This is a genomic window from Citrobacter sp. Cf088, from assembly GCF_030334295.1.
Lineage (GTDB): Bacteria > Pseudomonadota > Gammaproteobacteria > Enterobacterales > Enterobacteriaceae > Citrobacter > Citrobacter freundii.
Window position 1 is genome coordinate 274986 of sequence record NZ_JAOWEE010000052.1, and the last position, 24644, is coordinate 299629.

A 24644-nucleotide genomic window follows, 5' to 3' on the forward strand; every position below is an offset into this window, starting at 1 on the left:
GAAGGGGTATTTCTCTTATTTTTGTCGTATTAAAGGCAGTGTGTAGCAATAAGGAAAAAAGTTAATGGCAATTACCAGACGTGATTTTCTCAACGGCGTCGCGGTGACTATTGCGGCGGGACTTACCCCGCTGGAGTGGGTCAGGGCGACAGGAAAGGGAAACGCATTTATAGATGGAAATTATTATCCTCCTGCGCTGACAGGGCTGCGGGGTAATCATCCTGGATCATTTGAAATGGCGCATGCGCTAGGCCGCGAGCAGAAGCATTTTGAATTAAACGCTCTGCCCGTCGAGGAAGAGTACGATCTGGTGATTGTTGGGGGCGGGATTAGCGGGTTAGCTGCCGGTTGTTTTTGGCGTCAAGTTGCCGGGCAAAATAGCCGGATCCTGATCCTCGATAACCATGACGATTTTGGCGGACACGCCAAACGTAATGAATTTACCAGCTCGGGCAAGAAATTACTCGGTTATGGCGGCAGCGAAGCATTCCAGTCACCCGCGCATAATTTCAGCCCTGAAGTACAAAAACTGATGGAAACCGTGGGCGTCAGCGTCACGCGGTTAAAAGAGAGTTTTGACGTAAACTTCTACCCCGACTGGCAGCTCAGTCGCGGGGTTTTTTTCGACAAGAAGAATTTTGGCGTAACAAAAATCGTCAGCGGCGATCCGGGCCGCGCGGTATCTGATGATATTCCGCCGGACAGGCTCAATGGCCGTAAAATTGAAGACTTTATCAATGATTTTCCGCTAGGTGAGAACGACAGAAAAGCGCTGATCGATCTGCACGTGCGCCCTGGCGATTACCTTCCGGGTATGACGGTCGATGAGAAAATGGAATGGCTTGATACCCACAGCTACAGTGAATTTTTAGCAACAAAAGTGGGTTTGAGCAAAATGGCGCTGCTCTATTTTCAGCAGCGTTCCAATGACTTCTTTGCCATCGGCATTGAAGGCATCTCCTGCAGCGATGCCAGGGCGTGCGCCTTACCCGGCATGGAAGGGATGGGGTTACCGCCGTTGGACGGAGAGTCGCTGGCCGACCTCGAAGAGCCGTATGTTTACCATTTCCCGGACGGTAACGCCGGTCTGGCCCGACTGTTAGTCAGGTATATGCTGCCGGATGCGCTACCGGGTAACACGATGGAAGACTCTGTTCTCGCCAGATTGCATTATGAAAAGCTGGATCTACCAGAAAACACCACGCGCCTGCGCCTGAACAGTACAGTGATTAATGCGGCCAACGTGCAGGATGGCGTTGTGGTGACCTATCTGCGTGACGGTAAAATGCACCGTGTGCGCGGTAAGAACACCATCATGGCAGGCTATAACATGATGATCCCGTATCTGGTGCCTGAGATGCCGGAACAGCAGCAGGCGGATCTTAAACTGAACGTCAAGGCTCCGCTGGTGTACACCAACGTGGTGGTCAAAAACTGGCAGGCGTTCAAACAGCTTGGCGTACATGAATTTTATTCTCCAGCGGCACCTTACAGCCGGGTTAAGCTCGACTATCCGGTCAGTATTGGTGGGTATCAGCATCCGGCCTCCCCGGACGATCCGATGGTCATTCACATGGTCTATGTGCCGACCTATCCGGGCAGTAACCTATCGGCCAGAGAGCAGTTTCGCCTGGGACGAGCCTATTTGCTGGGGACCACTTTTGCGGCGCATGAGGAGATGATTCGCTCCCAGTTGCAGGAGATGTTTGGCTCAACAGGCTTTGATAATCAACGCGATATCTCCGCCATTACCGTTAACCGCTGGGCGCATGGCTATGCGTACTACGCCAATTCACTGTTCGATGATATGGATAAAATGCCAGAAATTATCGAGCGGGCGCGTCAGCCAGTCGGTCGCATTGCCATCGCTAACTCCGATTCTGACTGGAGTGCTTATGCTCACACGGCAATCGATCAGGCATGGCGTGCGGTTAATGAACTCAAGAATATGGGGTGATCTATGCGTAACGTAACCATTCTCGCCGCCTGTTTATTTACCGCTTCGGTAAGCGCTGCTGAATCTAACGGTGAATACATCGCGCGAATTTCAGACTGCGTCGCCTGTCATACCGCTGAAGGTGGTGCGGCGATGGCGGGGGGCAAAAAGTTTCCTACTCCGGTGGGGGATATTTATTCGACCAACATTACCCCGGACAAGGCACAGGGTATTGGTAATTACTCATACGAGGATTTTGAAAAGGCGGTACGCCAGGGAATTGCCAAAGACGGTCATCCGCTCTATCCGGCCATGCCTTATCCCTCTTATGCAAAACTTTCTGACGAGGATGTTCAGGCGCTGTATCGCTATTTTATGCATGATGTCACACCGTCTGCGCAACCCAATAAAGAGAATGCCATTCCGTGGCTGCTCTCCGCCCGCTGGCCGCTGCATATCTGGAACTGGCTGTTTACCGACGCGCCAGCAACGACAGTAGATAGCGCGAAACCAGATGACAACGCAGCCCTGGTAAAACGGGGCGCTTATCTGGTGGAAGGTCCCGGACACTGCGGTTCATGCCATACACCGAGAGGTATGGCGATGAATGAAAAAGCCTATACTAATGCTGATGCCGAGTACTTGAGTGGCGCGATGATTGACGGCTGGTATGCGCCTTCGCTGCGGGGCAGCGGAATGTCTGAGCAGGCGTTAAAATCGCTGTTGCTGACCGGTAAGAGTAAGCATGCCGCGGTTTCAGGTTCGATGGCTGAAGTCGTCACGCAGAGTACACAGTATCTGACTGACGAAGATGCCACGGCGATCGCCCAATATCTGCTGAGTCTGAAAAGCGCGAAGCCTGAAACGGTGCGTGCTGCTGCGACTACAGCATCCTGGTCGAATTCACCTGAGGTGGGCAAAGTGACCTATAACCGTTACTGTTCAACTTGTCACGGTCTGGAAGGGAAAGGTACGGATGATAACGCACCTTCTTTGGTCAACAATCCGCTGGTCATGGTTGATGATCCGACGCCGCTGTTCAGAGTGATTGCCCACGGCGCAGAAACACCGACAACGCGTGGCAGCGTATCCTTTAAGATGCCCGCCTACGGAGGCATGTTAAGTGACAACGAAATGCGCGACGTGATTAATTACGTGCGTAAGACCTGGGGTGAAGGGAATGGCGAAGTAAGCCATGAAGATCTGGCTGGGATTAAAAAAGCATCACATTAAACAGTATGCCGGATAAGGTGCTTGCACCACCATCCGGCAGCGCTTACACGGTGTTTGCCCTGATAATATCCGCGAGTCGGGTAAACGCCGCCGCCATTTCATGCTCTTCAATACTTGCAAACCCCAGCAACAGGCCGCTGCGTTTCTCTTCATTCACGTAGTAGCGTGACAGCGGGCGCACCAACAACCCTTGCGCATTCGCCTGTTGGGCAATGACCGCGTCATCGCTCCCTGCGGGTAACTGTAAGATCATATGCAGCCCGGCATTGCTGCTGAAGGAACCAAGATAATGCTCACCAAGCTGGCGGCTGATAAGCTCTACCAGCATCTGGCGACGACGACTGTATAGTTGGCGCATTTTCCGAATGTGTGCTGCGTAATAACCCTCGCGAATAAACTCCGCCAGCGCGGCCTGAATCAACAGATGTCCACCACGATAGAGGTCGTTATGAACCTTTTTCAGCGGAGCGGCTAACGATTTAGGTAGCACGACATACCCGAGTCGCAGTGCGGGATAGAGTGTCTTACTGAATGTCCCGATGTAGATGACAGGTGTCTCTTCTTCCAGCCCCTGCAAAGAGGGGATCGGCTGGCCGGAAAAGCGGAACTCACTGTCGTAATCATCTTCCACTATCCAACTTCGCGTTTCACGTGCGCGAAAGATAAGTTGCCGGCGGCGACTGAGGCTCATCACCGAACCGAGAGGGTATTGATGTGACGGTGTCACAAAAATCAGTTTTGGCGGTGTTTCGCCTGAATCTGGTGGGATCATACCTTGTTCATCAACCGGGATAGCCGAAAAATTTACCGCATTGATCCGCAGAATATTTTTGATTCCCCAGTAGCCCGGCTCCTCAATCCAGGCGTGATCGCCCGGGTTGCATAACGTTCGGGTCACCAGATCCAGCGCCTGGTGAATACCTTCTGTAATCAGAATTTGCTCCGGCGAACACCGCACGCCGCGAGCGGTGCGCAGATAGTCCGCCAGCGCTTCTTTAAGCTCATTCACACCGCCTGCGGCATCGTAAGTGAGAAACTCCGGGCGCAATCGTCTTGCCAGCCTGTCCTGAATTTTTTTGAGCACCCGGTGCGGGAAATGCTCTACATCAGGTACGCCTGGAATAAACGCGCCCCACTGACGGGGACTGGCGCTGGCATTACCTAACAGCTCAAGGCAGCGGGCAGATAAGCGGGTGTGATCCTCCAGAGCCGCAGCAACAGGTTCTTTATTGGGACGCAGGTTGAGATTGTCCAGCACGCTGTCAGTGACAAATGTGCCGCTACTGGTACGCGCAGAAATATAACCTTCGGCCTGCAACTGCTCGTAAACCCGCAGGACGGTATTGCGCGATAGCGCCAGCTCTCCTGCCAGGTCACGCGACGGAGGCATTCGGGTAGCCGGTTTCAGGCTACCTTCGAGGATGCAACTACAAATGGCGGCATACAGGCGGCGATGTAGTTTTTCGTCAGTCTGCTGACTAAATGCCTGCTTAATCACATCTCCGGCAAGTGAACGCATTTGGATCCTTAAAATAAAACGATTTGGCTCTCGATTAAAGTACCAGACGGCGTCTAAATTTAAAGGGTAATTCAACCGAAATGTATTAATGGACAAGGTGTAGAGAATGAACAATAAAAACCTGCAACAACGTCGTCTGGATGCCACTCCGCGTGGCGTGGGTGTAATGTGTGATTTTTATGCCCAGTCGGCAGAAAACAGCACGATTACCGATATCGAAGGCAATCAGTACATTGATTTTGCCGCCGGGATTGCCGTGCTGAACACCGGACACCGCCATCCTCGCCTGGTGCAGGCAGTCGAAGCGCAACTTCAGGCTTTTACCCATACGGCTTATCAGATTGTCCCGTACGAAAGCTATGTGTCTTTGGCTGAGAAAATCAACGCCGTCGCGCCAATCGATGGCAAGCGTAAAACCACATTCTTCACCACCGGGGCTGAAGCGGTAGAAAACGCGGTGAAAATTGCACGCGCACATACCGGGCGTCCTGGCGTTATCGCATTTGGCGGTGGTTTTCATGGTCGTACTTACATGACGATGGCGTTAACCGGCAAGGTGTCACCCTATAAAAAAGGTTTCGGTCCGTTCCCTGGCTCTGTTTACCATGCTCCGTATCCTTCTGAATTACAGGGTATTTCCACGGCGGATTCCCTAAAAGCGATTGAGCGTCTGTTTAAAGCCGATATCGACCCAACCCAGGTTGCGGCGATTATCTTCGAACCCGTCCAGGGCGAAGGGGGCTTCGTGGTGGCACCGCCGGAATTTGTGGCTGCCATCCGCCGTATTTGCGACGAGCATGGCATCGTGATGATTGCCGATGAAGTACAAAGCGGGTTTGCCCGTACGGGCCAGCTGTTTGCGATGGATCATTACGCCGATAAAGCGGACCTGATGACCATGGCGAAAAGCCTCGCGGGCGGCATGCCACTGTCTGGCGTTGTGGGCAAAGCCGAAATCATGGATGCACCTGCGCCGGGTGGTCTGGGTGGAACCTACGCCGGGAACCCGCTGTCGATCGCGGCGGCCCATGCAGTACTGGACATTATTCATGATGAACAGCTGTGCCAGCGTGCGTCGGCCCTCGGCGAACAGCTGCGCGCCGCTTTGACAGATGCGCAAGCAGGGTGTCCTGAACTGGCCGAAGTGCGTGGTTTAGGTTCTATGATTGCTGCTGAATTCTGTGATCCAGCGACAGGGGAACCCAACGCTTCCGCCGCACAACGCGTGCAGAAGAAAGCCCTTGAGCAAGGACTGCTGCTGCTGACCTGCGGTCAGTATGGCAACGTTATTCGTTTCCTTTACCCGCTGACGATTCCGCAGGATCAGTTCGCCAAAGCGCTTCAGATCATCAAAGCGGCAACCAAATAATTCGTTAGTTGTCCTTTACCTAAAGCCGACGGTCGTCATTACCGTCGGCTTTTTTGTTGCAGTAAATTTACCAATCACATCTCGTTATATATTTACATATATATCGATTAGATCTATCCTATTCATCATACAAATATAATAACTGTACTCTTCAAGAGAAGGTGCTTGCGTTAGCAGCCTCCAGTCTTTCTATCTAACGAATTGAATTAACGAATGTTAAATAACAAAATTACCCCAGTGGCCTCTGGGTTGTTGACCTTTGCCTGTCTTTCCACCGCCGTAACGGCTCACGCTGAAGATACCGTCATCGTTTCGGCGCCCGCCACGTCACAATCCTCGTTATCGGAACATGAACCTCCTGCGAGCGAAAAAAAAGCAACGTTAGGTAGCCTCGGCGAGCGAGAGCTGATAGACGTTCCCTGGTCGGTGCAGACGCTGTCGAAAAAAGTGCTGGATCAGCAACAAATCAAAGATGTGAAAGACGCCTATCGCTACCTACCGTCCGTTCAGGGTGACGGCGTCCGCCCGCAAACCCGGGGCATGCAGGGGAGTGTGGTACAAAACCATATGATTGATGGCCTGAACGCCGTCTCCACGACTGAATATTCGACCGAACAGTTCCAGAACATTGAAGTGTTGAGCGGCATCGCCGGGTCGCTGTATGGCCCCGCCAATCCAGCAGGGATGTTTAATCTGGTGTCCAAACGACCCGTCGATACGCCGTTACACCGCGTCACCGTGGGGCAAGGTACAGGGGCGGGTACGCTGACGTCGATGGATTTCAGTGGCCCAATCGATGCGGGAGACCGGGTGAAATATCGTCTCAACTTGCTAAATGATGAGGGCCATAGCTACACCACCGATAGCCATGTCCGTCGACAGTACGCTGGCTTGGGGCTGGACTTTCAACTGACAGATCAAACGGTGCTGGAGAGTAATTTCAGCTATTACCATTATTACGAAAAAGGTATGCCGGGGAGTTTTGCTCTGGCGAAAGGCGTTCACTTCCCCGCGGCATTTGATCCTACGGACAGTAAGTATGGTCAGTCTTATGCGGGTCATGATGACGAAACAACCACCGTCGATATGCATATTAAGCATGATTTTGACGGCAACTGGATGCTGGATCTGGGGGCGCTGCACCAGGTTGCAGACCGAGAATCGACGGCAGTGACCAATACTCTGACGAATAACCAAGGAGATTACACCACCACAACCGCCAATTCGGCGGCCAGTCGCTTTACCATCAACAGCTATTTAGCGAACCTGACTGGTAGCGTTGATACTGGCTGGCTGACGCAGGACATTGCTACCGGAATGCGTGGATTTGTGTGGAAAAACTATAATCCAAGAAACGGTGGCACTTTCACTCTGGGGCATTCTTCTCTCAATCAACATCCCGACTATCCACGACCACCGTATCCAGATTTTAACGATCGCTATCATTCGGCGACCACCACTCAGCATGCATTTTTGCTAAGCGATACGCTGCATTTTTCCCCGCAGTGGAGCTTGCTGCTTTCCGGCAGCGAGAACCTGTTTACCGTCAGTAACTACAACAAAGCTGGGCATGAAAGCAGCCGTCAGAAAGACAATGGCATGAGCGGTTCCACCAGCCTGATGTATAAACCGGTGGAGAACGTCACGCTGTATACCACCTGGGCGGACAGTTTGCAGCAGGGCGATACCGCACCCGCCGGGGCGCGCAATGCCGGGCAGGTGTTAGATCCCTACCGAAGTCGTCAGATCGAAGTGGGCGCAAAATATGCGCCTGTAAAAGACCTGCTGCTTACCGCTGCGCTGTTTGAAGCCAAACGCCCCTTTGCCTATACCAACGACAACGGCGATTTTGCTCAGGACGGTACGCAAAAAAACCGTGGGCTGGAGCTGATGGCTGATGGGCATATTACTCATAATTTACGCGTGTTAGGCGGCGGAGCCTGGCTAGATCCAACGCTTCATAATACCGCGGCCAGCAATGCGGATGGTAAGCAAGTTGTTGGTTTGCCGCGTTTCGCCTCGAATATTCTCGCGATCTACACCATCGAACGGGTTTCGGGACTGGATGTCGACACGAACGTGCATTACGTCGGACGTCGGGCTACCGATAATGCCAATGACAGTTGGGTCGGGAGTTACACCACGGTGGACATCGGCACGCGTTATGCCACCAGACTGTGGAACACGCCAACCACTTTACGGTTTGATATCACCAATCTCACCGACCGTCACTATTGGACCAATATTGTTCCGGGCGCATTGACCGGCTACACGGGCGCAGGGGCTGCCAGCGCTCAACTTGGTGCACCGCGTCAGGCTCAGGTTTCTGTTCAGGTTGATTTTTAGGGGGTGCTCATGAAAACGTGCCACACATGGCTGCTTTGTGTGTGGCTGGCGTTTCCTGCCCTGGCAACGCGCCAGGTTGTGGATGATGCTGGTCACACAGTTACCGTTCCCACACATGTTGAACGTATTGCGGATGGCTGGTTTGCCCATCATTCGGTGCTGATGACGCTGGGCGCAGGTCGTAACATTGTTGTGACGGTCAACCATGAGGATAACCAGCCATGGATGTTCAAAATCAACCCTTCCCTGAGGCAAGCCTTACAGATACGAGGAACATCATTTAATACTGAGGATTTGTTGGCTCGGCACGTCGATGTGGTGTTCGTGGCAAAAGGAAAAGGGGATGCTCAAAGTTACAGTCAGGCGGGCATCCCGGCCCTTGAAATGGCATTTACTGACTATGCTTCGATGGAAAAATCGGTCACTACAACCGCAGAGGTTCTGGGGACGGGGCAGGCTCGCGCCCGGGCGACGGCTTACAATCAGTATCTCAACCGTGTACTCGCGGATGTGCAGGCTAAAACGGCGAAGTTGTCGGCAGATCAGCGCCCTCGGGTACTTCATATTCAGTCGCTGAATCCGCTTAAAGTCGATGGCAGGAACACGTTGATCGATACCTGGATTACGCTGACGGGGGGACGGAATGCGGCAGATGAAGTGGACGGCAACATGAAGGAGGTGTCGCCCGAAAGGGTGCTCTACTGGCAACCGCAGGTCATTATTCTCGGTGCGGGTTGCGGTGATATCGCCAGTTCGCCATATGCGGCATTGTTCAAAGAACTTGACGCGGTTAAGCAGGGTAATGTCTGGCGCAATCCGGCGGGCGTGTTCCCCTGGGATCGTTACGGCACTGAAAGCGCGCTACAGCTGCAATGGGCTGCATCAAAACTGCATCCTACGCTGTTTAGCGGCCTGGATATGGTCAGCGTGACGCGCGATTTTTATCGCCAGTTCTTCGATTATTCGCTCACTCCAGCGCAGGCGATGCGAATTTTAAACGCGTTACCTCCACAGGAGTAACACTTGCGTGTAAAGACAGGCGAGATAAGGATCGCACGCCATTTTTACCCCTCTTAAATGTGGGGTTTGGTGCGTTGCATGATGATAATGGGTTGCCAGTCATCACGTTATATAATTTAATGCATATCGTTTTTACTCCTCTATTCAGATGGTATCCCATGTTAACTTTCCGCTCTTTTGTGCTGGTATGCGCCAGCATGTTGTTTGCGTTTTCTGCTCAGGCCAACCGTACGATCACCGATCAGCTTGGTCGTCAGGTCACGATTCCTGACCATGTGGACAAAGTGGTCGTGCTGCAACACCAGACGTTGAATATTCTGGTCCAGCTCAATGCGCAGCAGGACATTGTTGGCGTGATGTCGAGCTGGAAAAAACAGCTCGGGCCTGAATTTGCGCGCTTTATGCCGACGATTACTACATTGCCGACACCGGGCGATCTCACCAGCGTGAACATTGAAAGCCTGCTGGCAATTCATCCACAGGTGGTGTTTGTCGCCAACTATGCGCCCGCGGAGATGATCCAGCAGATTCAGAACGCCGGTATTCCGGTCGTTGCTATCTCACTGCGCAAAGATGCCGACGGGCAACAGAATAAAATGAACCCGACTATGGCCGATGAAGAGCAGGTCTACAACGAAGGGTTAAAGCAGGGTATTCGCCTGATTGCGGATGTCGTGGGGCGCAAACCGCAGGCTGAAACGTTAATCGACTACGTTTTTGCGGCACGAGCAAAATTCAATGCGCCGGTTGCAAACATCCCGGATGCGCAAAAAGTCCGTATTTATATGGCTAACCCCGACCTGATGACTTACGGCTCCGGGAAGTACACCGGACTGATGATGCAGCACGCGGGGGGATTAAACGTGGCGGCTGCCAGTGTGAAAGGGGCCCGTCAGGTTGCGCTGGAGCAGGTATTAGCGTGGAACCCGCAGGTGATTTTTGTCCAGGATCGCTATCCGCAGGTGGTAACTCAGATCCAAAACGATCCGAACTGGCAGGGGATTGATGCGGTGAAAAATCATCGTGTCTGGTTGATGCCTGAATACGCCAAAGCCTGGGGCTATCCGATGCCAGAGGCGTTGGCGATCGGTGAACTGTGGATGGCCAAAAAACTGTATCCGGATGCCTATAAAGATGTGGACGTTGATGCGCAGGCGCAAGATTACTATCAGCGTTTTTATCGTGTGAACTGGCAGTCTGATGCAGCTAAGTAACCGTTTTTTGCCCCTGCAACCGCTCTTAATCGTTGTGGTCCTGTTGCTGGGCGTCAGTTCGCTATGCCTCGGACAATATCCGCTGTCGTTAAGCGAGGTGTTTTACCACCTTACGCACTATAGCGACGCTGAGGAAATAGCCAGCCAGGTGATCTGGACGGTCAGATTACCGCGTATTCTGATGGCGCTGCTGGCGGGGGGCGCGCTGGGGTTATGCGGGGCGACGTTGCAAGGAGTATTTCATAATCCGCTGGTCGACCCGCATATTATCGGTGTGACGTCGGGGGCGGCCTTTGGCGGAACGCTGGCCATCCTGCTCGGTCTTTCGCCCTTGCTGATGATGGGGTCAACGTTTTTCTTCGGTCTGACGGCATTGATCCTGGTGTATGCCGTTGCTGCGTTACAGGGGCTGGAGAATACGCTGGTGTTGATCCTGTCAGGTATCATTTTGAGCGGCTTTTTTGCCGCGCTGGTGAGCCTGATCCAATATCAGGCTGATACCGAAGAGACGTTACCTAATATTGTGTTCTGGCTGTTGGGCAGCTTCGCGACGGCCAACTGGCATAAAGTACTGCTATTGGCGGTTCCAGTCGGTATCGCCGCGACGGTTTTGTTCCAGCTACGCTGGCGGATAAACCTGTCATCGCTCAATGACAAAGATGCCAGAGCACTGGGGGTGGCGGTGGTTCCTCTGCGACGCAGCGTTTTGGTGTGCTGCGCATTTTTGGTCGCCGCTCAGGTGGCGGTCAGCGGCAGTATTGCCTGGGTTGGGTTGGTTATTCCGCATCTGGCGCGTTTGCTGGTGGGCGTTGATCATCGTCGTCTACTGCCGTGTGCCTTCTGGTTGGGGGGCGGTTTTATGATTGTGGTGGATGATATTGCCCGCACTCTGATGCACGCGGAGATACCGCTGGGGATCATCACCGCATTGTTCGGTGCGCCGTTATTTGCTTTCTTGCTCATTCGTACCAGCCGTCGGGAGAAATCATGATACCTGCCGCACTGCGCGTAAATCAGCTTTCTTATGGGTATCGCGCGCCGCTATTTGAGCCGCTAACGTTCTGTTGCCAGAAAGGTGATATCTGGGCCGTGCTTGGACGTAACGGTCTGGGTAAAAGTACGCTGCTTGATACGCTAACCGGCACGCTGCCTGCTTTAGGCGGGAGTATTGAAAATAACGGTGGGATAGGAATTGTGGCACAGCATAGCCATCTACCGTTTCCTTATACGGTCAGCGATGTGGTGCTGATGGGGCGAGCACAGCACGTGAAGCTTTTTGCGCAACCCAGCCAGCAGGATCAACAAAGAGCAATGCAGGCATTAGAGCAGTTGAGTATTGCGCATCTTGCCTCCATCTCATTTGGCTCACTTTCTGGCGGGCAGCAACAGTTAGTGATGATTGCCCGGGCTCTGGTGACTGAGTGTCAAACGTTGTTACTTGATGAACCGTGTTCCGCGCTGGATCTCGCCAATCAGCAGGTGGTGCTCCAGCTCATCAGCGATTTGGCCCATCAACAGAGATGCAGCATTCTCTTTTCGACCCACGATCCGCTTCACGCGTTGCAGGTTGCTTCCCATACTTTGCTGCTACTCCCTGAAGGTAAATGGCGGGCAGGGCCAACGGACAGCATTGTGACCGAAGAGAATCTGTTTCTGGCCTATGGCTTACCGCTGCGAAAACTTAGCGTGGAGAATCACCCTACGCCGTTTATCGCACCGTTGTTTTCTATTCGGCGTTAAGCGGTAAGAATCCTGCGGCGGTAAGGAACGCCTGACCGCTGCGGGAAAGTATGAATTCAACCAGCGCCATGACTTCTTTGGATGCATCAAGCACCGCCAGTTGGTATTCGCAAAAAATATTGTGCTCGTCCGGAATAGCCACGTAATGTACGTCGGTCATCGCGTGCAGCGCGTGTGCGTAATGCGCGTAACCGATAAACAGATCGGCCAGCCCCTGGCGCAGGATCCAGGCGCTCGCCAGTTCTCCTTGCGGGATTTTAACCGTATCACGGCCACCAACCAGTGGGATAGCGCGCGCCCGAAGTTGCTGCCCGAGTCCTGGTTCCAGTACATCCATATTGTCGAAAAATGCCCAGGTATAGTCTCCGGAAGGGTCGCAGACGGGCGTTGATGTCCCTGGTCGCAGCGTTGGGTCGCGGAGTAAATCCAGCCAGGTTCCGATTCGGTTGCTGACAAGGCTCAGTTTGTTCCAGCAAAAGGTGTGCGTTGAGACGGCTTTATTACGTACCAGCAGGTTTTGCGGATGTTCCCGGTTGGCGGAGGCAAAGAGCGCACACGGTTCACCCGCTTCAATACGCTCGCGCAGTAAACCGGCCGGACCATATTCAATCTTGACGTCTATTCCACTCATGCGCGTGAACTGGCTTATCAGCGGGGTACATGCTGGGCGTAAACTGCCCGCGGCGAACAGGAGAATGGAAGAGGGCATGGTATCCGGGCTCTGACGAAAGACATTATACGAAGAAGATGAATGATACGCGTTGAGCATGGAATTTAGAATGATTTAACGCATTGCTATTGTAGCAACGTAGGAAATGATAAAACCGAAGATAAAACGATAGTTTTGAGGGGAAATAGCACCAAATCGAAGAGATGATTTGGTGCGTCCGAGTGGACTCGAACCACCGACCCCCACCATGTCAAGGTGGTGCTCTAACCAACTGAGCTACGGACGCAAGATGGTGCGTTCAATTGGACTCGAACCAACGACCCCCACCATGTCAAGGTGGTGCTCTAACCAACTGAGCTATGAACGCAACGTTGTAGGTGACAACGGGGACGAATATTAGCGGCACAGACCGAATGAGGCAAGAGGGAAATGGCATTTTTCTTCCTGATCTCACGCGATTGCAGAGTAATTAAGCAAGTTGATTATATTTTGTTGATTTTGCAGCGTGTTTTTTATTCATGCAGCAGGCAGGGGCATAATGGGAACGGTTTGAATGACATGAGCACTCAGTCTTTTAGCGTTGCAAGGATCGTGGCTTCTATTTTCTCTTGAGTCGTGTAGGGGGCAAAACGCTTAAGCGGCTTACCGTCGCGCCCGATCAGGAATTTAGTGAAGTTCCACTTGATCCACCCAGCACGCCGGGTAATTCATCTTTCAGGAAACGAAACACCGGATGCGTCCCAGCGCCGTTGACGTCCACTTTCTCAAACATCGGGAAGCTCACACCGTAGTCGATGTGACAGGTTTGTGCGATTTCATCGGCTCCATCAGGTTCCTGTTTACCGAACTGGTTGCAGGGGAAACCCAGCACCACCAGACCCTGTGCGGCGTACTTCTTATCGAGCACTTCGAGGCCTGCTATTGTGGCGTGAATCCACAATGACTGGCGGTATTAACCACCAGCACCAGTTTGCCAGCGTAATCGGCCATCGAGATGGGTTGGCCATTGAGACTGGTGGCAGTAAGTTGATGAAAGGTGGTCATACCGGAATCCTCAATTAAGTTCACATTACTCATATTGCCTGCGGGTTATAGGCTTCGCTTAGTGACTTTTTATTATGGTAGCAACCGTAAGATTAATAAAATGACTAAGTTGAGAGGAATTGCTCCGCCATCAAACTCACATTTAATCTGCCGTGGCAGAGTTAAAAAATCCACGCCAGGCGTGGATTTTAAGAGGGCGTGGGAAGCAGGAGTTAGCGCTCGTTTTTTGCCATTAACAGCGCCAGGTCGACGAGCCGATTGGAGAATCCCCATTCGTTATCGTACCAGGCGAGAATTTTGACCATATTGCCACCAATTACCAACGTTGACAGGCCGTCGATAATGGATGAACGCGGGTCACCCTGGTAGTCGCTTGAAACGAGCGGTTCATCGCTATAGCCCAGGATCCCTTTCAGCGGCCCCGTCGCGGCGGCGTTACGAAATGCATTATTGACTTCTTCTTCCGTTACATCCCGCTCAAGCGTGACGGTCAGGTCGACAATTGACACTACCGGAACTGGTACGCGCAGCGAATAACCGGTTAAGCGACCATCCAGCTCAGGGATGACTTTGCCAAGCGCCTTTGCAGCACCGCTTGAGTAGGGCACTATCGACAATGCAGCGGCGCGGGCGCCACGAAGATCTTTTTCCGGTTGGTCGTGCAGCGCCTGGCTGTTGGTGTAGGCATGGGTGGTGTTCATCAGACCATGCTTAATACCGAAATGTTGGTGCAAAACCTGCGCGGCAGGTGCCAGACCGTTGGTGGTGCAGCTACCGTTGCTGACGACAAAGTGTTTATCCGCCGAGTAGAGATGATCGTTAACGCCCATCACGATGGTTAAATCATCGTTTTTACCTGGAGCAGAGATAATTACGCGCTTTGCGCCACCGCTGTGGATATGTACTGCCGCCTTGTCTCGTTCAGTGAAGAAGCCGGTTGCTTCAATGACAATATCGACTTCACGTTGATGCCAGGGGATTTTGGCTGGGTCGCGTTCGCTAAAAACAGTAATGGAATTACCGTTAACGACCAGTTGCCCCTCACTGGCGGCGACGTCGGCATCGAGTTTACCCAGCAGCGAATCGTATTTCAGCAGGTGCGCCAATGTTTTACTGTCAGTCAGATCGTTGATTGCCACAATCTGAATATCCGAGTTACCCAGTGCAGCACGCAGTACGTTACGTCCGATACGGCCAAAACCGTTAATACCGACCTTTACCATGATCAACTCCTTATCTGTTGTCTCTGGCATAAATTTAGGCCGATCACTGCTTGGCGTAAACGACAAAAAAGGATCACTTTAGGCCATTTTACGACAATGAAAACGCTGGCGATATTCGCCCGGGGTCAGGTGAAGCTGTTTTTCGAATAGTCGTCGCAGGTTGATGCTGCTGCCGAATCCCGTTTGTTCGGCAATACGCTCCAGCGTCTCGTTGGTCTGCTCCAGACGCTGCCGGGCGGCGGCCAGACGAGCTTCAGCTACATAGCGCGCCGGTGAAGCTCCTGTTTCCCGGGTAAACACGCGGGTGAAGTTACGTGGACTCATGGCGACTTTTTCCGCCAGTTTATCCACGCTGAGGTCGGCGGTGAGGTTCTCAAGCAGCCAGACCAGCAGATCGTTAATCGGGCCCAGAGTACTGGTATGCTGAAGGTTGTAGCGGCTAAACTGCAGCTGGCCCCCAGGACGGCGCAGGTACATGACGAAGTCTTGAGCGACGTCGCGCGCCAGACTGAAACCATAATCCTCTTCAACCAGCGCTAGCGTTAGATCAAAGCCGGAGCTCACGCCACCCGATGTCCAGATGTGTTCGTCCTGAATATAAAGCGGACCGCTTTCGACGCGCACCTGAGGGAATTCTGCCTGCATGGTTTCAAGTAGTTTCCAGTGGGTGGTGGCTCGTCTGCCGTCCAGCAGCCCGGTTTGTGCCAGCAGCATCGCACCGCCGCAAATGGATGCAATGCGGCGGGCATGGGGAGCGGCAAGGCGCAGCCAGTCAACCACAGCAATTCCTTCCTGCGGATTTTGACCTCTGCCAGTGATAATGATGGTATCGAGAGGTTCGCGAGGATCTATCTCATGCAGGCGATGATCTGCCAGTAGGTTCAGGCCGGACTGACCATGGATCACCTGATGTGGTTGCGTTGTGGCTAACTGAACCTGATAACAGGTTTCCGTAGCGCTTTTGGGATGCAGGCGGTTGGCCTGCATCATGATGTCGGCAATACCGGCGGATTCAAACAGCATGCCGCCATCGGGAACAATGATGAGTATCTTCTTCATGTCCTGAAAAGTAGTCTTTTTACAAAATAAGTCAACAGACATGTGTTGCGGGATACTATTCTTGTCCCAATATTACAAATAAATCAGGCTGATTGTGGCCTCGCCCTGTAACTCAGTCTCATCCTGTAAGCTCAGGCCATCGGAGGCAATGGCGGCAGAGATCCTGAGGGGGATTGTCAACTGACGAATTGCCACGGGATTATTTTTCGCATCCACCGGAGTCAGTCTCATGATGCCTGAAATCAGTGTTAGTGCTGTCCCGGCTGATTGCCACATGCTCCGTTCTTGTTCCCCCGTCTGATACCCCCATGATGCGATATCGCCTTCCACGGCGCTCTCCCCGGCTAATGCGGTTATCAGGTAACCACCAATCGGTTTTTGACCTGAGGTAACACCCAGTCCAAAGAGGGTGTCAGATGAATGCCGACCAGATGTCTTATCATCGTGAGAGTCAATTATCAGGTTACGGACCCGGGTTTCCGCTTTTTCATCATTGACCATCCATGCCACCTGTCGCAGGCTCTCGCACTGTATATGCAAGCCGATAACACGTGGCGTCAACAGATAGGGAGATGAAGAACGGATCGATGAGAGACTCAGCGTACCGTAATCCACAGTGCCGCCATTATCCAGCGATACCCGGCATGCGGCCGGGATCATTTCAGCTGAAAAGCTCACATCCACCGTATTTTCCGCATACGCCTTCGTAATCAACAGGCAAAATATCCCCCCGGCACAACAAAGCCACCGATGTATCCGGCTTTTAATAAGCGAAATCAGGCGCATCTTTCCTGTAACACTTGACTGGTGGTATATAACACGCTGGAAAATTTCCTTGAACCAAAATGAAATCATCAAATTATTCTCTCTCTGGTACGGTCATACGTAATGACAATGTTGACGCCTGCTGATCTGAAACCTGAAAGCTGCGGGCCTGTACACGGGGAATAACCGTAAGCAGGAAAGTGGCCGACATCCCGTTCACCGGCTGATGATGTTGCTGGAGCTCAACTGTGTCCCCGTTGAGAACTGCAACAGGGGTCTGCGACCGTAATTCAGACGATTTATTAAGCTCGTGGTGAACAACGAACTGGCTACTCTTATTATCGACAAACGCTTCACTGAACATCACCGTTGCCCGTCCCTCCTCACCGAAACTGAAGTCGAGTCCACGACGGTTATTGTCATCAAACCGGATATGTATGGGTTGAGGAACATCACACCGCACCTGTACCTGTACCTGGCGGGCGGGCAACTGCTGCCATTGGACCTGCCCGGTGGGCTCAGTATCCTGAAACCGGACTTTGCCGTATTCGTGGTGCAACTGGCTGGCAATAATATTGCACTGCGCTTGAACGACCGGACTGACAATAAAACCAATGCCACAACATAATGATATTAAACGAATCATTCGCATACTCCCGTTAACTCTTCATATAAACCATCCTGAGGTGGTGTTGGGGGCAGGGAATACTGTAGCTGGCACATGGGGCTACCGTTGTCATCTCCCACAAAGAACGACTCACCGGGCTGCAGGTTGCTAAAGAAAACCAGGCCTTTTTCCAGAGAATTCGTCACGTACTGCCCATCGCTGTCTACGATCCCTTTTCCTTTAGACAGAAGCTTTCCGTCAGTACGTCTGACTGTCATGAGTACCCTGCGGGTGTCTGATATCCTGAATTGTGTGAATGCGACGGCTCCTCGCGAAACGGTAAGCTCCGCGGCACCATTGGTTAACTCGACATGTCTGGGCAACGTTTTAACATCAATATTGAGACGAGAGGGCTGCCACGGTGTTAAGCCGGGAACCAGCGCTTTGCCGCGATAATCAGTCCAGACGGGGCCCTGCGGGGTAGATACTTTGATCCCGGAAAGCGGAGAATTTAATGAAAGGGCGCCGTATGATTCCTGAATCGCATAAGGTGAAAAAAGTATCCCTTCCTGATTAACGGAAATCCCACCGCTTAGCGAACCGCCATACCCCCAATAATTGGCGGTCTGGCTGGCATACCCACTCATCTGGGCATAATGCAAATTCTGCCCAAAACTGCCGCTGATGGTATTTTGGGCATTTTGCCAGTCCCGTCCTGCCGATAGCGAATATGACATATCGTCCCATTGTCCGCTGGTCTGAACATCGTTATAAGTCCGGGAGCCCTGTCGACGAAGGGACAGATTTACGCGATCGTGTCCCAGAGGCAGCCCAAGTCGGATATAAAAGACATCATCGTCACGTTGCGTACTCGTCCGGGAGCCAGAAACACGTTGCCATGTGGCCGAAAGGTTAATCTGACCATGTCCAGCCCAGCGCCAGTTTTTTGACCATGAGGCATACCATGATTTCGGTGTGGCGGCATGGTCACGCGCGGAGGAGGTCGAGTAACTCAGCGAAAACAGACCTAAATGTTCATGAGCCCAGTTACCTCCCACATTGTAGTAACTGTTCGCTGTGGAAGTCGTATGATTTACAGCGTCGCTGAGCTCACGAAATCCCGCAGATGTTGTGGTCCAGGCCGCCTGAATACTGGCGGAAGGGTTAAGCTGGTAGCGGAGACTGAGGCTTTCCTTGCTGCCCGCATGATGCGTGTACTGTTCCTGTGCCATCGTGGTTTGCAGCGACAGTGACCATGCCGGTATCGGAATAAAACTCAGGGATGCCGCCGCGGATTGATACTGTGCTGAGGCCAGAGCGCTACCGCTTAGCGTTGCCTGTCGGGAAATCCGCATCCCCTGACTTCCGGTAATGAGCCAGGGGGCCGATTCATCGCTGGCAACTGTCTCGCGCACTTTACCGAGTGCCACAGACCCATAAAGGGGAGCGTCGGCCGGAGTTTGTAAGGCCGTGACAGGTACTGAAAACGTTGTTAACTGACCATCCTGTTCCGTCACTTTCACATCCAGCGGAAACTGCGTGCTGAGCATGGAAATGTTATCTAATGAAAACGGTCCTTCAGGAACCTGTGTTGCCTCGATTAACTGTCCGTTTTGATAAACCTCAACACGAGCCTGCGCGGAACGCGCTATTCCCTGAACAGAAACGCCGCTACGAGCAGGACGCAGTGCACTATCAGGAAACAGTTGAAGCCCCGTTAATCCAGGAATGGCGAGTAGCGTCTGACGAGCGTATATCTCTCCTGCCTGAAAAGTCTGTTGTAGCGACTGAAACGTCTTCTGGACATAAGTATATAGTCGCTGAGAACGACGTGTTCCGTCACTGTACGATACCGTATGACGACTGCGAAGCAGCCAGTCATTCAGATTCAGTCCTGATTCAAATAGTCCCAGTTGATAAGTTTCGTGCTTTCCGGACTGAACTGTGGTTGACGACTGCAGATTATAATTAAGCAGCCCCGATGTGCCTCCCTGAATAATATCCTTCCGTAATAAGATGCTTTCTGGCGTCAGCGCAGATGTCGGAACTGTAATACTAATCTGATTTTTATACGGGTCTGCCGTTAACTGTGCCGCGGGATAAAGCGTCTGATAATCCAGACATCCTTGATTAAACTCATACGCAAGTCCGAGATTTCGGGATGTTTCAGGAGTTATACAGGGTTCGCCCTGCGCATTAAATCGCGTCATAAGCTGACGTTTATTGCGCCCGTTAATCACCCAACTAACAGGATATTCGCCTGGTGAAAAACGTGCGGCGTGAGAAAAATAATGACTCAGACCAGCATCCAGTCCACGGTTTTTTAATCTTCCGTCATCAAATAGTAAAGGTTCGGCGGATAACATCATACTGTAACTACCAAGTAGACCGAGAAATAAATAATATGCATACCTGTGAACAGGCAATGTTCTGATTAAATTAAAGGGCATTTATTAACCTTATAGCTATCCTTGCAGGAGCTCGGATATAAATCGTTCTGATGCGAAATAGGTTTTTATAATAAATATTCAGCGTTGAAACCTGACATCCGGTCTGGCGCTAAAGTTTCTTTCAATTTAGCGAAGCAATAAACTCCGACACCTGAACACCGTAACGGCTGACTGGAACAAAACGTACTTCGTTATCAGCCGTAAGCGAGGATGCTGATGATAAGGTTATATGCTGGCCCGGCAGTAAATACGTTCTCCCGAGGTCAAATTGTGTCTTCGACGGTAGTGTGACAAACTGCTGGGCCAGGCGGACGACATAGGGGCCTGGATTAGTAACTTTCAGCTGATTGCCTTCTTTATGCCATGTAAGTAACGTCCAGGGATCTTTTCGTTCCGGTAATCCTTCTGGATGAATAAGTACGGGTAAATTCTGACGTATGGTAATACCAATTTTGTTACTACCGGGGATTTTTGGGGGGATACCTTCGAAAATGACACGTTTAAGATGCTCAGTAATTAGCGGCTTTTCCGTTTTAAGAATAAATCGAACTTGCTGAGTCTTACCTCCTTCAACCCGGACTACCGGCTGAGTCGGCAGGAGTTTAATCGTGTCATCCTCACCGTCAACATTAATGACCTGTGTGTAAAGCAGGGAAGGGATATTGTCTGTATTGGTGACATTCATGCTGCCTCCGCTTTCCTTTTCCTGGATCAGTAAAAGGGAACTGCCAGGCTGCATTCCGGTGGCCATACTAACCTGTGGGACGCATATCAGGAAAAGTGAAAGAATGAAAAGAACTTTCCAGAAGAAAAATGGCTGACGCATTGTAGTTATTCCAGTATATTTACCGGGCCATTAGAACATGGCCCGGTAATAAACAGAGTCGATAAAATTGATTTTATCGTATTAATTTACGGGATATTATTAAAGATAAACCAGAGAAATCGTTGCCTCACCGTCGAGATTCGTTTCATCCGTAATCTTAAGGTCTTCCCCTTTGCGAAGAACTCCTTTAATAGATAATGGAACTTTCAATTCAGAGAAAGCTGCCGGGGTTAATGTATCAGGATTACCTAAGGTGTGTAACCTGGCCGCAACATCCACGCCGTTTACGGTGCTGCCAGAGGCCGTGCGTGACCAGTCGTCGCTGGTAATTTTTTTACTGATAAACACCAGATTGTCAGTGCTACCCGAATAAGTCATATCAGGGAACCAGTTAATAACAGTATATGCCCCCAGTGTTGTTTCACCGTCGTTCGTAAGCCCCAGACCAAATTGATTGCTGCTTGCGGGTATATCGCTGCCATCAACGGTGGCATTTTTAATCACACCATTATAAAGAGAATCTCTACGTTCATCATGAAGGGTATACGCAACAAGTCGTTCGGAATTGCATTTAATACCCATATTAATACGTTTTTCCGGCAGTTGATTGTCTTCAGTTGCAGACAGGTTCGTCATTAACATTGTTCCGTAGTCAACAATACCGGCGTTATCCAGATTGACGGCGCATGCGCCCGGCACTAATTTTCCGGTGACTTTAAGCGTGGCCGTGTCTCCACCTGCCGCAAGGACTGAGCCGGAAATAAAAGTAAGCGATAAAGCAACCAGTAGTTTATTTAATTTCATTTAAGTAATATTCCTAATTATGGATTTAAAAATACAACGCCTGTGCAGCGCCATGTTCACTTTATTCAAGTAAACATGGCGATGCGGAGCATGACTTTCTTCACGTAGCAGGTTTTAGATATTCACACCCGGTAAAAATTAGAGAAATACAAAAGCAATATGTTGTATTTAGTTTCTCTTGAAGAATATTGTCCAGTAGATGCTGTTTTTAAAAAATCAAGCTCGTTAATTAATGGTCTTAGTCATTGAATTGTTTTGGATAATGTTTCTGGCCTTGCTAAATACCTGTGAATCCTCATAGAAAACTTCACTGACAAGATGACTCAGTCTTATGTTAAAAACGTTCAGAATTCGCAGAATAAACTCTAACGTAAAAGCGCACTGCCCCCGTTCAAACCGTGATACATGCTGCTGACATATATTTAACTCAACAGCTAACTCTTCTGCGCTCATATTCATTTTTTGTCGGTTGCTACGAACGAATCGACCGATTCTGGCGTTAACGTTAGATATATTGTATTTCAAGTGCATTAGCGACTCCGTTTACTATTTGTTTATGTTGATTTATTTGTTGACATATATTTCGGCCATAAAAGTATTGCAAACATCCTTTACTCTTAAAACAAGTTAATATCGATCGGTCAGTAAATCATCAATAGAATAAAGCTATCAAAACAGGTTAAACGATTGTTTCAATAAATTAAATGAATTTGAGGTTTGGTTGTATCTTCATGAAATATAAAAATAATATATGATAACGATCTACTTATCTCACAGTCATGAATACACTAATAGTTTCACGCGCAATCATAATTACTATTATTTGGTTACTCCGTGAAATATATAGTTACACGTTACACCAATAAGGAGTAAATTACAGATGTGTTCTATAAATATCAGCGGGTATCTGGTGCTGAAAATTAGAAATAAAGCCTGAAATGACCATTGTCAGGTCTCAACAATAATATTGATGATTAAAGGGGACTCATAATTTATAGTTCAGAGTAAAAATTGCGGTGATATCTGCCCGTTGCCTGAATTCACTCACACCCACAGCACGATATACTATCCGAACAGCTTTACGGATGTTTTGTAATGACGCTTTGCGGTTCCATGTCCATATCGCGCGATGCGTAAGGATATCCATTGTTGGCTCCAGTGTACCGCGCCTGAGTGGACACAGGTCGGGCGGCTTTTCCGCTTCTTTCCGGATCGTGCCGTTGATTTCATCCCCCACAGATCCCCCGCAGTTGGTCGGAGTCCGTGGCCTTTCCGACACAGTATTGCCGGCGACAAAAGCGATGAATGGCTACAACCCACCTGCAATGAGATGAAATGTGTCCTCAAAACAGACGCACTGATGAACGCATTACGAACTTAGCGCGGTATCAGACCTTGGGGCAGTTCAACTTAGCCATCTACACTTGCTTTGTACTAAGATGCTTATCTAATAGATGCTTTAAGAAATCGTCTCAGGATCATTGATCTTGACCCTCCATCTCCGAACAGCTTTTGTATCTTAAGTTAACGATGTCCGCTGCCGCCGGTATTCCCTCGGGGAGTGATATCCCAGCGCGCTGTGCGGGTGGTTTTCATTGTAATGCGTGAACGCTACTGCAAGGTTTCGCAGTGCTGTTCTCACATCCGGTTTTGGCATGAACGCGATATAGTCTTCTTTCATCGTTTTCACGAACCGTTCGGCCATGCCATTACTCTGCGGGCTGCTCACCGCTGTTGTGCAGGGCTCCAGATTCAGCTCTCTCGCGAACCTCCGCGTTTCATACGCGGTATACGCTGAACCGTTATCCGTCAGCCACTGCACCGCTGTGTCGGGCAACCTGTCGCCGAAGCGCTTTTCCACCGACCTCAGCATCACATCCTGCACGGTCGAACTGTCATAGCCTCCCGTGCTTGCTGCCCAGTCTATGGCCTCACGGTCGCAGCAGTCCAGCGCGAACGTTACCCGCAGTTTTTCGCCGTTGTCGCAGCCGAACTCGAAGCCATCTGAACACCAGCGCATATCGCTTTCTGCCACCGCTATCTTGCCCTTATGTTCACGCTTCGGTCGCTCTGGTTTGTGATGCAACAACAACAGGTTATGCTCGCTCATTATCCTGTAAAGCCGTTTGGCATTCACAGGTGGCTGTCCCTCTGTGCGACGTTGCTTGCGCAGGATGCCCCACACGCGTCGATAACCATAACTCGGCATATCGCTGATAATGTTGAGGATAGCCGACAGTATTTCTGCGTCTGCTTCTTCATTACGCCGGTTACAGCGCCTGTCCTGCCAGTCGGCAGAACGGTTAATCCGCAGTGACAGTTGCGCACGCGACACGCCCATGGTCCGGCTGACCATGGCTATTCCCCGTCCTTTGGCAACAAGGGCGCGTGCGCTATCCATTTTCGCGACTGACCGTACTCCACGGCTTCTTTCAGGATCTCAACTTCCATCGTTTTCTTGCCCAGAAGGCGCTGAAGCTCCCGGACCTGCTTCAGAGCAGCAGTAAGCTCAGAAGCAGGAACGACTTCCTCTCCAGCCGCAACGGCGGTGAGGCTGCCTTCCTGATATTGCTTCTTCCACTTAAACAGCAGGCTGGGCTGGATACCATGCAGGCGGGCGACATGGGAGACATTCATACCCGGCTCCATCGTCTGCTGGATAATGGCGATCTTCTCCTGAGGAGTTTTACGTTTACGGACTTCTTGCCCTAACAGGATCCCGGTCATCTCAAAATTGGCGTTAGTGTTAGACATATATTCAAGCCTATCTCTTATCTGGAGATACAGCTACTGTCCGGTGTTTCAGGGGGCTACATCAT

At 51.0% G+C, this 24644-nt stretch carries 19 protein-coding genes, 2 tRNA genes and 2 pseudogenes; 9 read left to right on the forward strand and 14 right to left on the reverse strand.

The window, feature by feature from the left end:
- Window positions 1-64 precede the first annotated feature (64 nt).
- Both OGV71_RS12665 and OGV71_RS12670 read left to right on the forward strand, forming a co-directional pair.
- Window positions 65-1957, forward strand: a complete 1893-nt coding sequence (locus OGV71_RS12665) for an NAD(P)-binding protein (protein ID WP_204583619.1) — start codon at window positions 65-67, stop codon at window positions 1955-1957.
- Window positions 1958-1960: 3 nt separating this feature from the next.
- The gene (locus tag OGV71_RS12670; protein ID WP_204583617.1) at window positions 1961-3169 is read left to right on the forward strand and encodes a c-type cytochrome; all 1209 of its coding nucleotides are present in this window, start codon (window positions 1961-1963) and stop codon (window positions 3167-3169) included.
- 43 nt (window positions 3170-3212) lie between these two features.
- Here OGV71_RS12670 and pdxR read toward each other — a convergent pair whose 3' ends face one another.
- The gene (pdxR, locus tag OGV71_RS12675; RefSeq protein ID WP_171858265.1) at window positions 3213-4688 is read right to left on the reverse strand and encodes a MocR-like pyridoxine biosynthesis transcription factor PdxR; all 1476 of its coding nucleotides are present in this window, start codon (window positions 4686-4688) and stop codon (window positions 3213-3215) included.
- Between the two features lie 106 nt (window positions 4689-4794).
- Between pdxR and puuE the strand changes: the two genes are divergently transcribed.
- From puuE to OGV71_RS12705, 6 genes are all read left to right on the forward strand, one after another.
- Window positions 4795-6057: a 4-aminobutyrate transaminase gene (gene puuE / locus OGV71_RS12680; RefSeq protein ID WP_204583615.1), complete on the forward strand. Its 1263-nt coding sequence runs from the start codon at window positions 4795-4797 to the stop codon at window positions 6055-6057.
- A 213-nt stretch (window positions 6058-6270) separates the two neighbouring features.
- The gene (locus OGV71_RS12685; RefSeq protein ID WP_286533397.1) at window positions 6271-8403 is read left to right on the forward strand and encodes a TonB-dependent receptor; all 2133 of its coding nucleotides are present in this window, start codon (window positions 6271-6273) and stop codon (window positions 8401-8403) included.
- A 9-nt stretch (window positions 8404-8412) separates the two neighbouring features.
- Window positions 8413-9423 carry an ABC transporter substrate-binding protein gene (locus OGV71_RS12690; protein WP_048218989.1) on the forward strand — a complete coding sequence of 337 codons (1011 nt, stop codon included), beginning with the start codon at window positions 8413-8415 and terminating at the stop codon, window positions 9421-9423.
- Window positions 9424-9581: 158 nt separating this feature from the next.
- Window positions 9582-10637 (forward strand): ABC transporter substrate-binding protein, encoded by a 1056-nt coding sequence (locus tag OGV71_RS12695; RefSeq protein ID WP_204583613.1) that lies wholly within the window; start codon window positions 9582-9584, stop codon window positions 10635-10637.
- Window positions 10624-11628 (forward strand): FecCD family ABC transporter permease, encoded by a 1005-nt coding sequence (locus OGV71_RS12700; protein WP_286533400.1) that lies wholly within the window; start codon window positions 10624-10626, stop codon window positions 11626-11628. Before OGV71_RS12695 ends, OGV71_RS12700 begins: the two co-directional genes overlap by 14 nt.
- Window positions 11625-12377, forward strand: a complete 753-nt coding sequence (locus OGV71_RS12705; RefSeq protein WP_204583609.1) for an ABC transporter ATP-binding protein — start codon at window positions 11625-11627, stop codon at window positions 12375-12377. Before OGV71_RS12700 ends, OGV71_RS12705 begins: the two co-directional genes overlap by 4 nt.
- Here OGV71_RS12705 and OGV71_RS12710 read toward each other — a convergent pair.
- The 12 genes and pseudogenes from OGV71_RS12710 to OGV71_RS12765 form a co-directional block, all read right to left on the reverse strand.
- A complete protein-coding gene (locus OGV71_RS12710) occupies window positions 12364-13086 on the reverse strand; it encodes a substrate-binding domain-containing protein (protein ID WP_204583607.1) in 723 nt (240 codons plus the stop codon). The two genes, OGV71_RS12705 and OGV71_RS12710, sit on opposite strands and share 14 nt — an antisense overlap.
- Window positions 13087-13256: 170 nt before the next feature.
- Window positions 13257-13333 (reverse strand) — tRNA-Val (locus OGV71_RS12715).
- Window positions 13334-13337: 4 nt separating this feature from the next.
- A tRNA-Val gene (locus tag OGV71_RS12720) sits at window positions 13338-13414 on the reverse strand.
- A gap of 199 nt (window positions 13415-13613) precedes the next feature.
- A pseudogene (locus tag OGV71_RS12725) lies at window positions 13614-14091 on the reverse strand (glutathione peroxidase).
- 212 nt (window positions 14092-14303) lie between these two features.
- Window positions 14304-15314, reverse strand: a complete 1011-nt coding sequence (gene gap, locus OGV71_RS12730) for a type I glyceraldehyde-3-phosphate dehydrogenase (protein WP_204583605.1) — start codon at window positions 15312-15314, stop codon at window positions 14304-14306.
- A 78-nt stretch (window positions 15315-15392) separates the two neighbouring features.
- Complete coding sequence (locus OGV71_RS12735) at window positions 15393-16373, reverse strand: GlxA family transcriptional regulator (protein WP_003029273.1); 981 nt, start codon at window positions 16371-16373, stop codon at window positions 15393-15395.
- Between the two features lie 72 nt (window positions 16374-16445).
- The gene (locus OGV71_RS12740; protein ID WP_032941311.1) at window positions 16446-17228 is read right to left on the reverse strand and encodes a DUF1120 domain-containing protein; all 783 of its coding nucleotides are present in this window, start codon (window positions 17226-17228) and stop codon (window positions 16446-16448) included.
- A 4-nt stretch (window positions 17229-17232) separates the two neighbouring features.
- A complete protein-coding gene (locus OGV71_RS12745; protein ID WP_071697183.1) occupies window positions 17233-17784 on the reverse strand; it encodes a DUF1120 domain-containing protein in 552 nt (183 codons plus the stop codon).
- A complete protein-coding gene (locus OGV71_RS12750; protein ID WP_286533403.1) occupies window positions 17781-20114 on the reverse strand; it encodes a fimbrial biogenesis usher protein in 2334 nt (777 codons plus the stop codon). The genes OGV71_RS12745 and OGV71_RS12750 overlap by 4 nt, the downstream gene beginning before the upstream one ends.
- Window positions 20115-20316: 202 nt before the next feature.
- The gene (locus OGV71_RS12755) at window positions 20317-21021 is read right to left on the reverse strand and encodes a fimbria/pilus chaperone family protein (RefSeq protein ID WP_071697181.1); all 705 of its coding nucleotides are present in this window, start codon (window positions 21019-21021) and stop codon (window positions 20317-20319) included.
- Window positions 21022-21120: 99 nt separating this feature from the next.
- Window positions 21121-21825 (reverse strand): DUF1120 domain-containing protein, encoded by a 705-nt coding sequence (locus OGV71_RS12760; RefSeq protein ID WP_016150178.1) that lies wholly within the window; start codon window positions 21823-21825, stop codon window positions 21121-21123.
- Between the two features lie 225 nt (window positions 21826-22050).
- Window positions 22051-22356, reverse strand: a complete 306-nt coding sequence (locus tag OGV71_RS12765) for a helix-turn-helix domain-containing protein (protein ID WP_003836489.1) — start codon at window positions 22354-22356, stop codon at window positions 22051-22053.
- Window positions 22357-23029: 673 nt separating this feature from the next.
- On the opposite strand from OGV71_RS12765, the pseudogene OGV71_RS25580 reads away from it, so the two are divergent.
- Window positions 23030-23188, forward strand: a pseudogene (locus OGV71_RS25580) (DNA methylase); the annotation flags it as partial.
- A 156-nt stretch (window positions 23189-23344) separates the two neighbouring features.
- On the opposite strand, the gene OGV71_RS12775 reads toward OGV71_RS25580, so the two are convergent.
- A protein-coding gene (locus OGV71_RS12775; protein WP_089617520.1) for an IS3 family transposase occupies window positions 23345-24552 on the reverse strand; the annotation gives its coding sequence in 2 pieces (ribosomal slippage) (window positions 23345-24231 and window positions 24231-24552; 1209 coding nt in all).
- Window positions 24553-24644: the final 92 nt, after the last annotated feature.

Bases quoted from the DNA above. Each gene is read 5' to 3' on its own strand.
- OGV71_RS12665 (WP_204583619.1), top strand. From the start codon at position 65: ATGGCAATTACCAGACGTGATTTTCTCAACGGCGTCGCGGTGACTATT.
- OGV71_RS12670 (WP_204583617.1), top strand. From the start codon at position 1,961: ATGCGTAACGTAACCATTCTCGCCGCCTGTTTATTTACCGCTTCGGTA.
- OGV71_RS12685 (WP_286533397.1), top strand. From the start codon at position 6,271: ATGTTAAATAACAAAATTACCCCAGTGGCCTCTGGGTTGTTGACCTTT.
- OGV71_RS12690 (WP_048218989.1), top strand. From the start codon at position 8,413: ATGAAAACGTGCCACACATGGCTGCTTTGTGTGTGGCTGGCGTTTCCT.
- OGV71_RS12740 (WP_032941311.1), bottom strand. From the start codon at position 17,228: ATGATTTCATTTTGGTTCAAGGAAATTTTCCAGCGTGTTATATACCAC.
- OGV71_RS12765 (WP_003836489.1), bottom strand. From the start codon at position 22,356: ATGCACTTGAAATACAATATATCTAACGTTAACGCCAGAATCGGTCGA.
- OGV71_RS12695 (WP_204583613.1), top strand. From the start codon at position 9,582: ATGTTAACTTTCCGCTCTTTTGTGCTGGTATGCGCCAGCATGTTGTTT.
- OGV71_RS12705 (WP_204583609.1), top strand. From the start codon at position 11,625: ATGATACCTGCCGCACTGCGCGTAAATCAGCTTTCTTATGGGTATCGC.
- OGV71_RS12745 (WP_071697183.1), bottom strand. From the start codon at position 17,784: ATGATTCGTTTAATATCATTATGTTGTGGCATTGGTTTTATTGTCAGT.
- OGV71_RS12710 (WP_204583607.1), bottom strand. From the start codon at position 13,086: ATGCCCTCTTCCATTCTCCTGTTCGCCGCGGGCAGTTTACGCCCAGCA.
- gap (WP_204583605.1), bottom strand. From the start codon at position 15,314: ATGGTAAAGGTCGGTATTAACGGTTTTGGCCGTATCGGACGTAACGTA.
- puuE (WP_204583615.1), top strand. From the start codon at position 4,795: ATGAACAATAAAAACCTGCAACAACGTCGTCTGGATGCCACTCCGCGT.
- OGV71_RS12700 (WP_286533400.1), top strand. From the start codon at position 10,624: ATGCAGCTAAGTAACCGTTTTTTGCCCCTGCAACCGCTCTTAATCGTT.
- OGV71_RS12735 (WP_003029273.1), bottom strand. From the start codon at position 16,373: ATGAAGAAGATACTCATCATTGTTCCCGATGGCGGCATGCTGTTTGAA.
- pdxR (WP_171858265.1), bottom strand. From the start codon at position 4,688: ATGCGTTCACTTGCCGGAGATGTGATTAAGCAGGCATTTAGTCAGCAG.
- OGV71_RS12750 (WP_286533403.1), bottom strand. From the start codon at position 20,114: ATGATGTTATCCGCCGAACCTTTACTATTTGATGACGGAAGATTAAAA.
- OGV71_RS12755 (WP_071697181.1), bottom strand. From the start codon at position 21,021: ATGCGTCAGCCATTTTTCTTCTGGAAAGTTCTTTTCATTCTTTCACTT.
- OGV71_RS12760 (WP_016150178.1), bottom strand. From the start codon at position 21,825: ATGAAATTAAATAAACTACTGGTTGCTTTATCGCTTACTTTTATTTCC.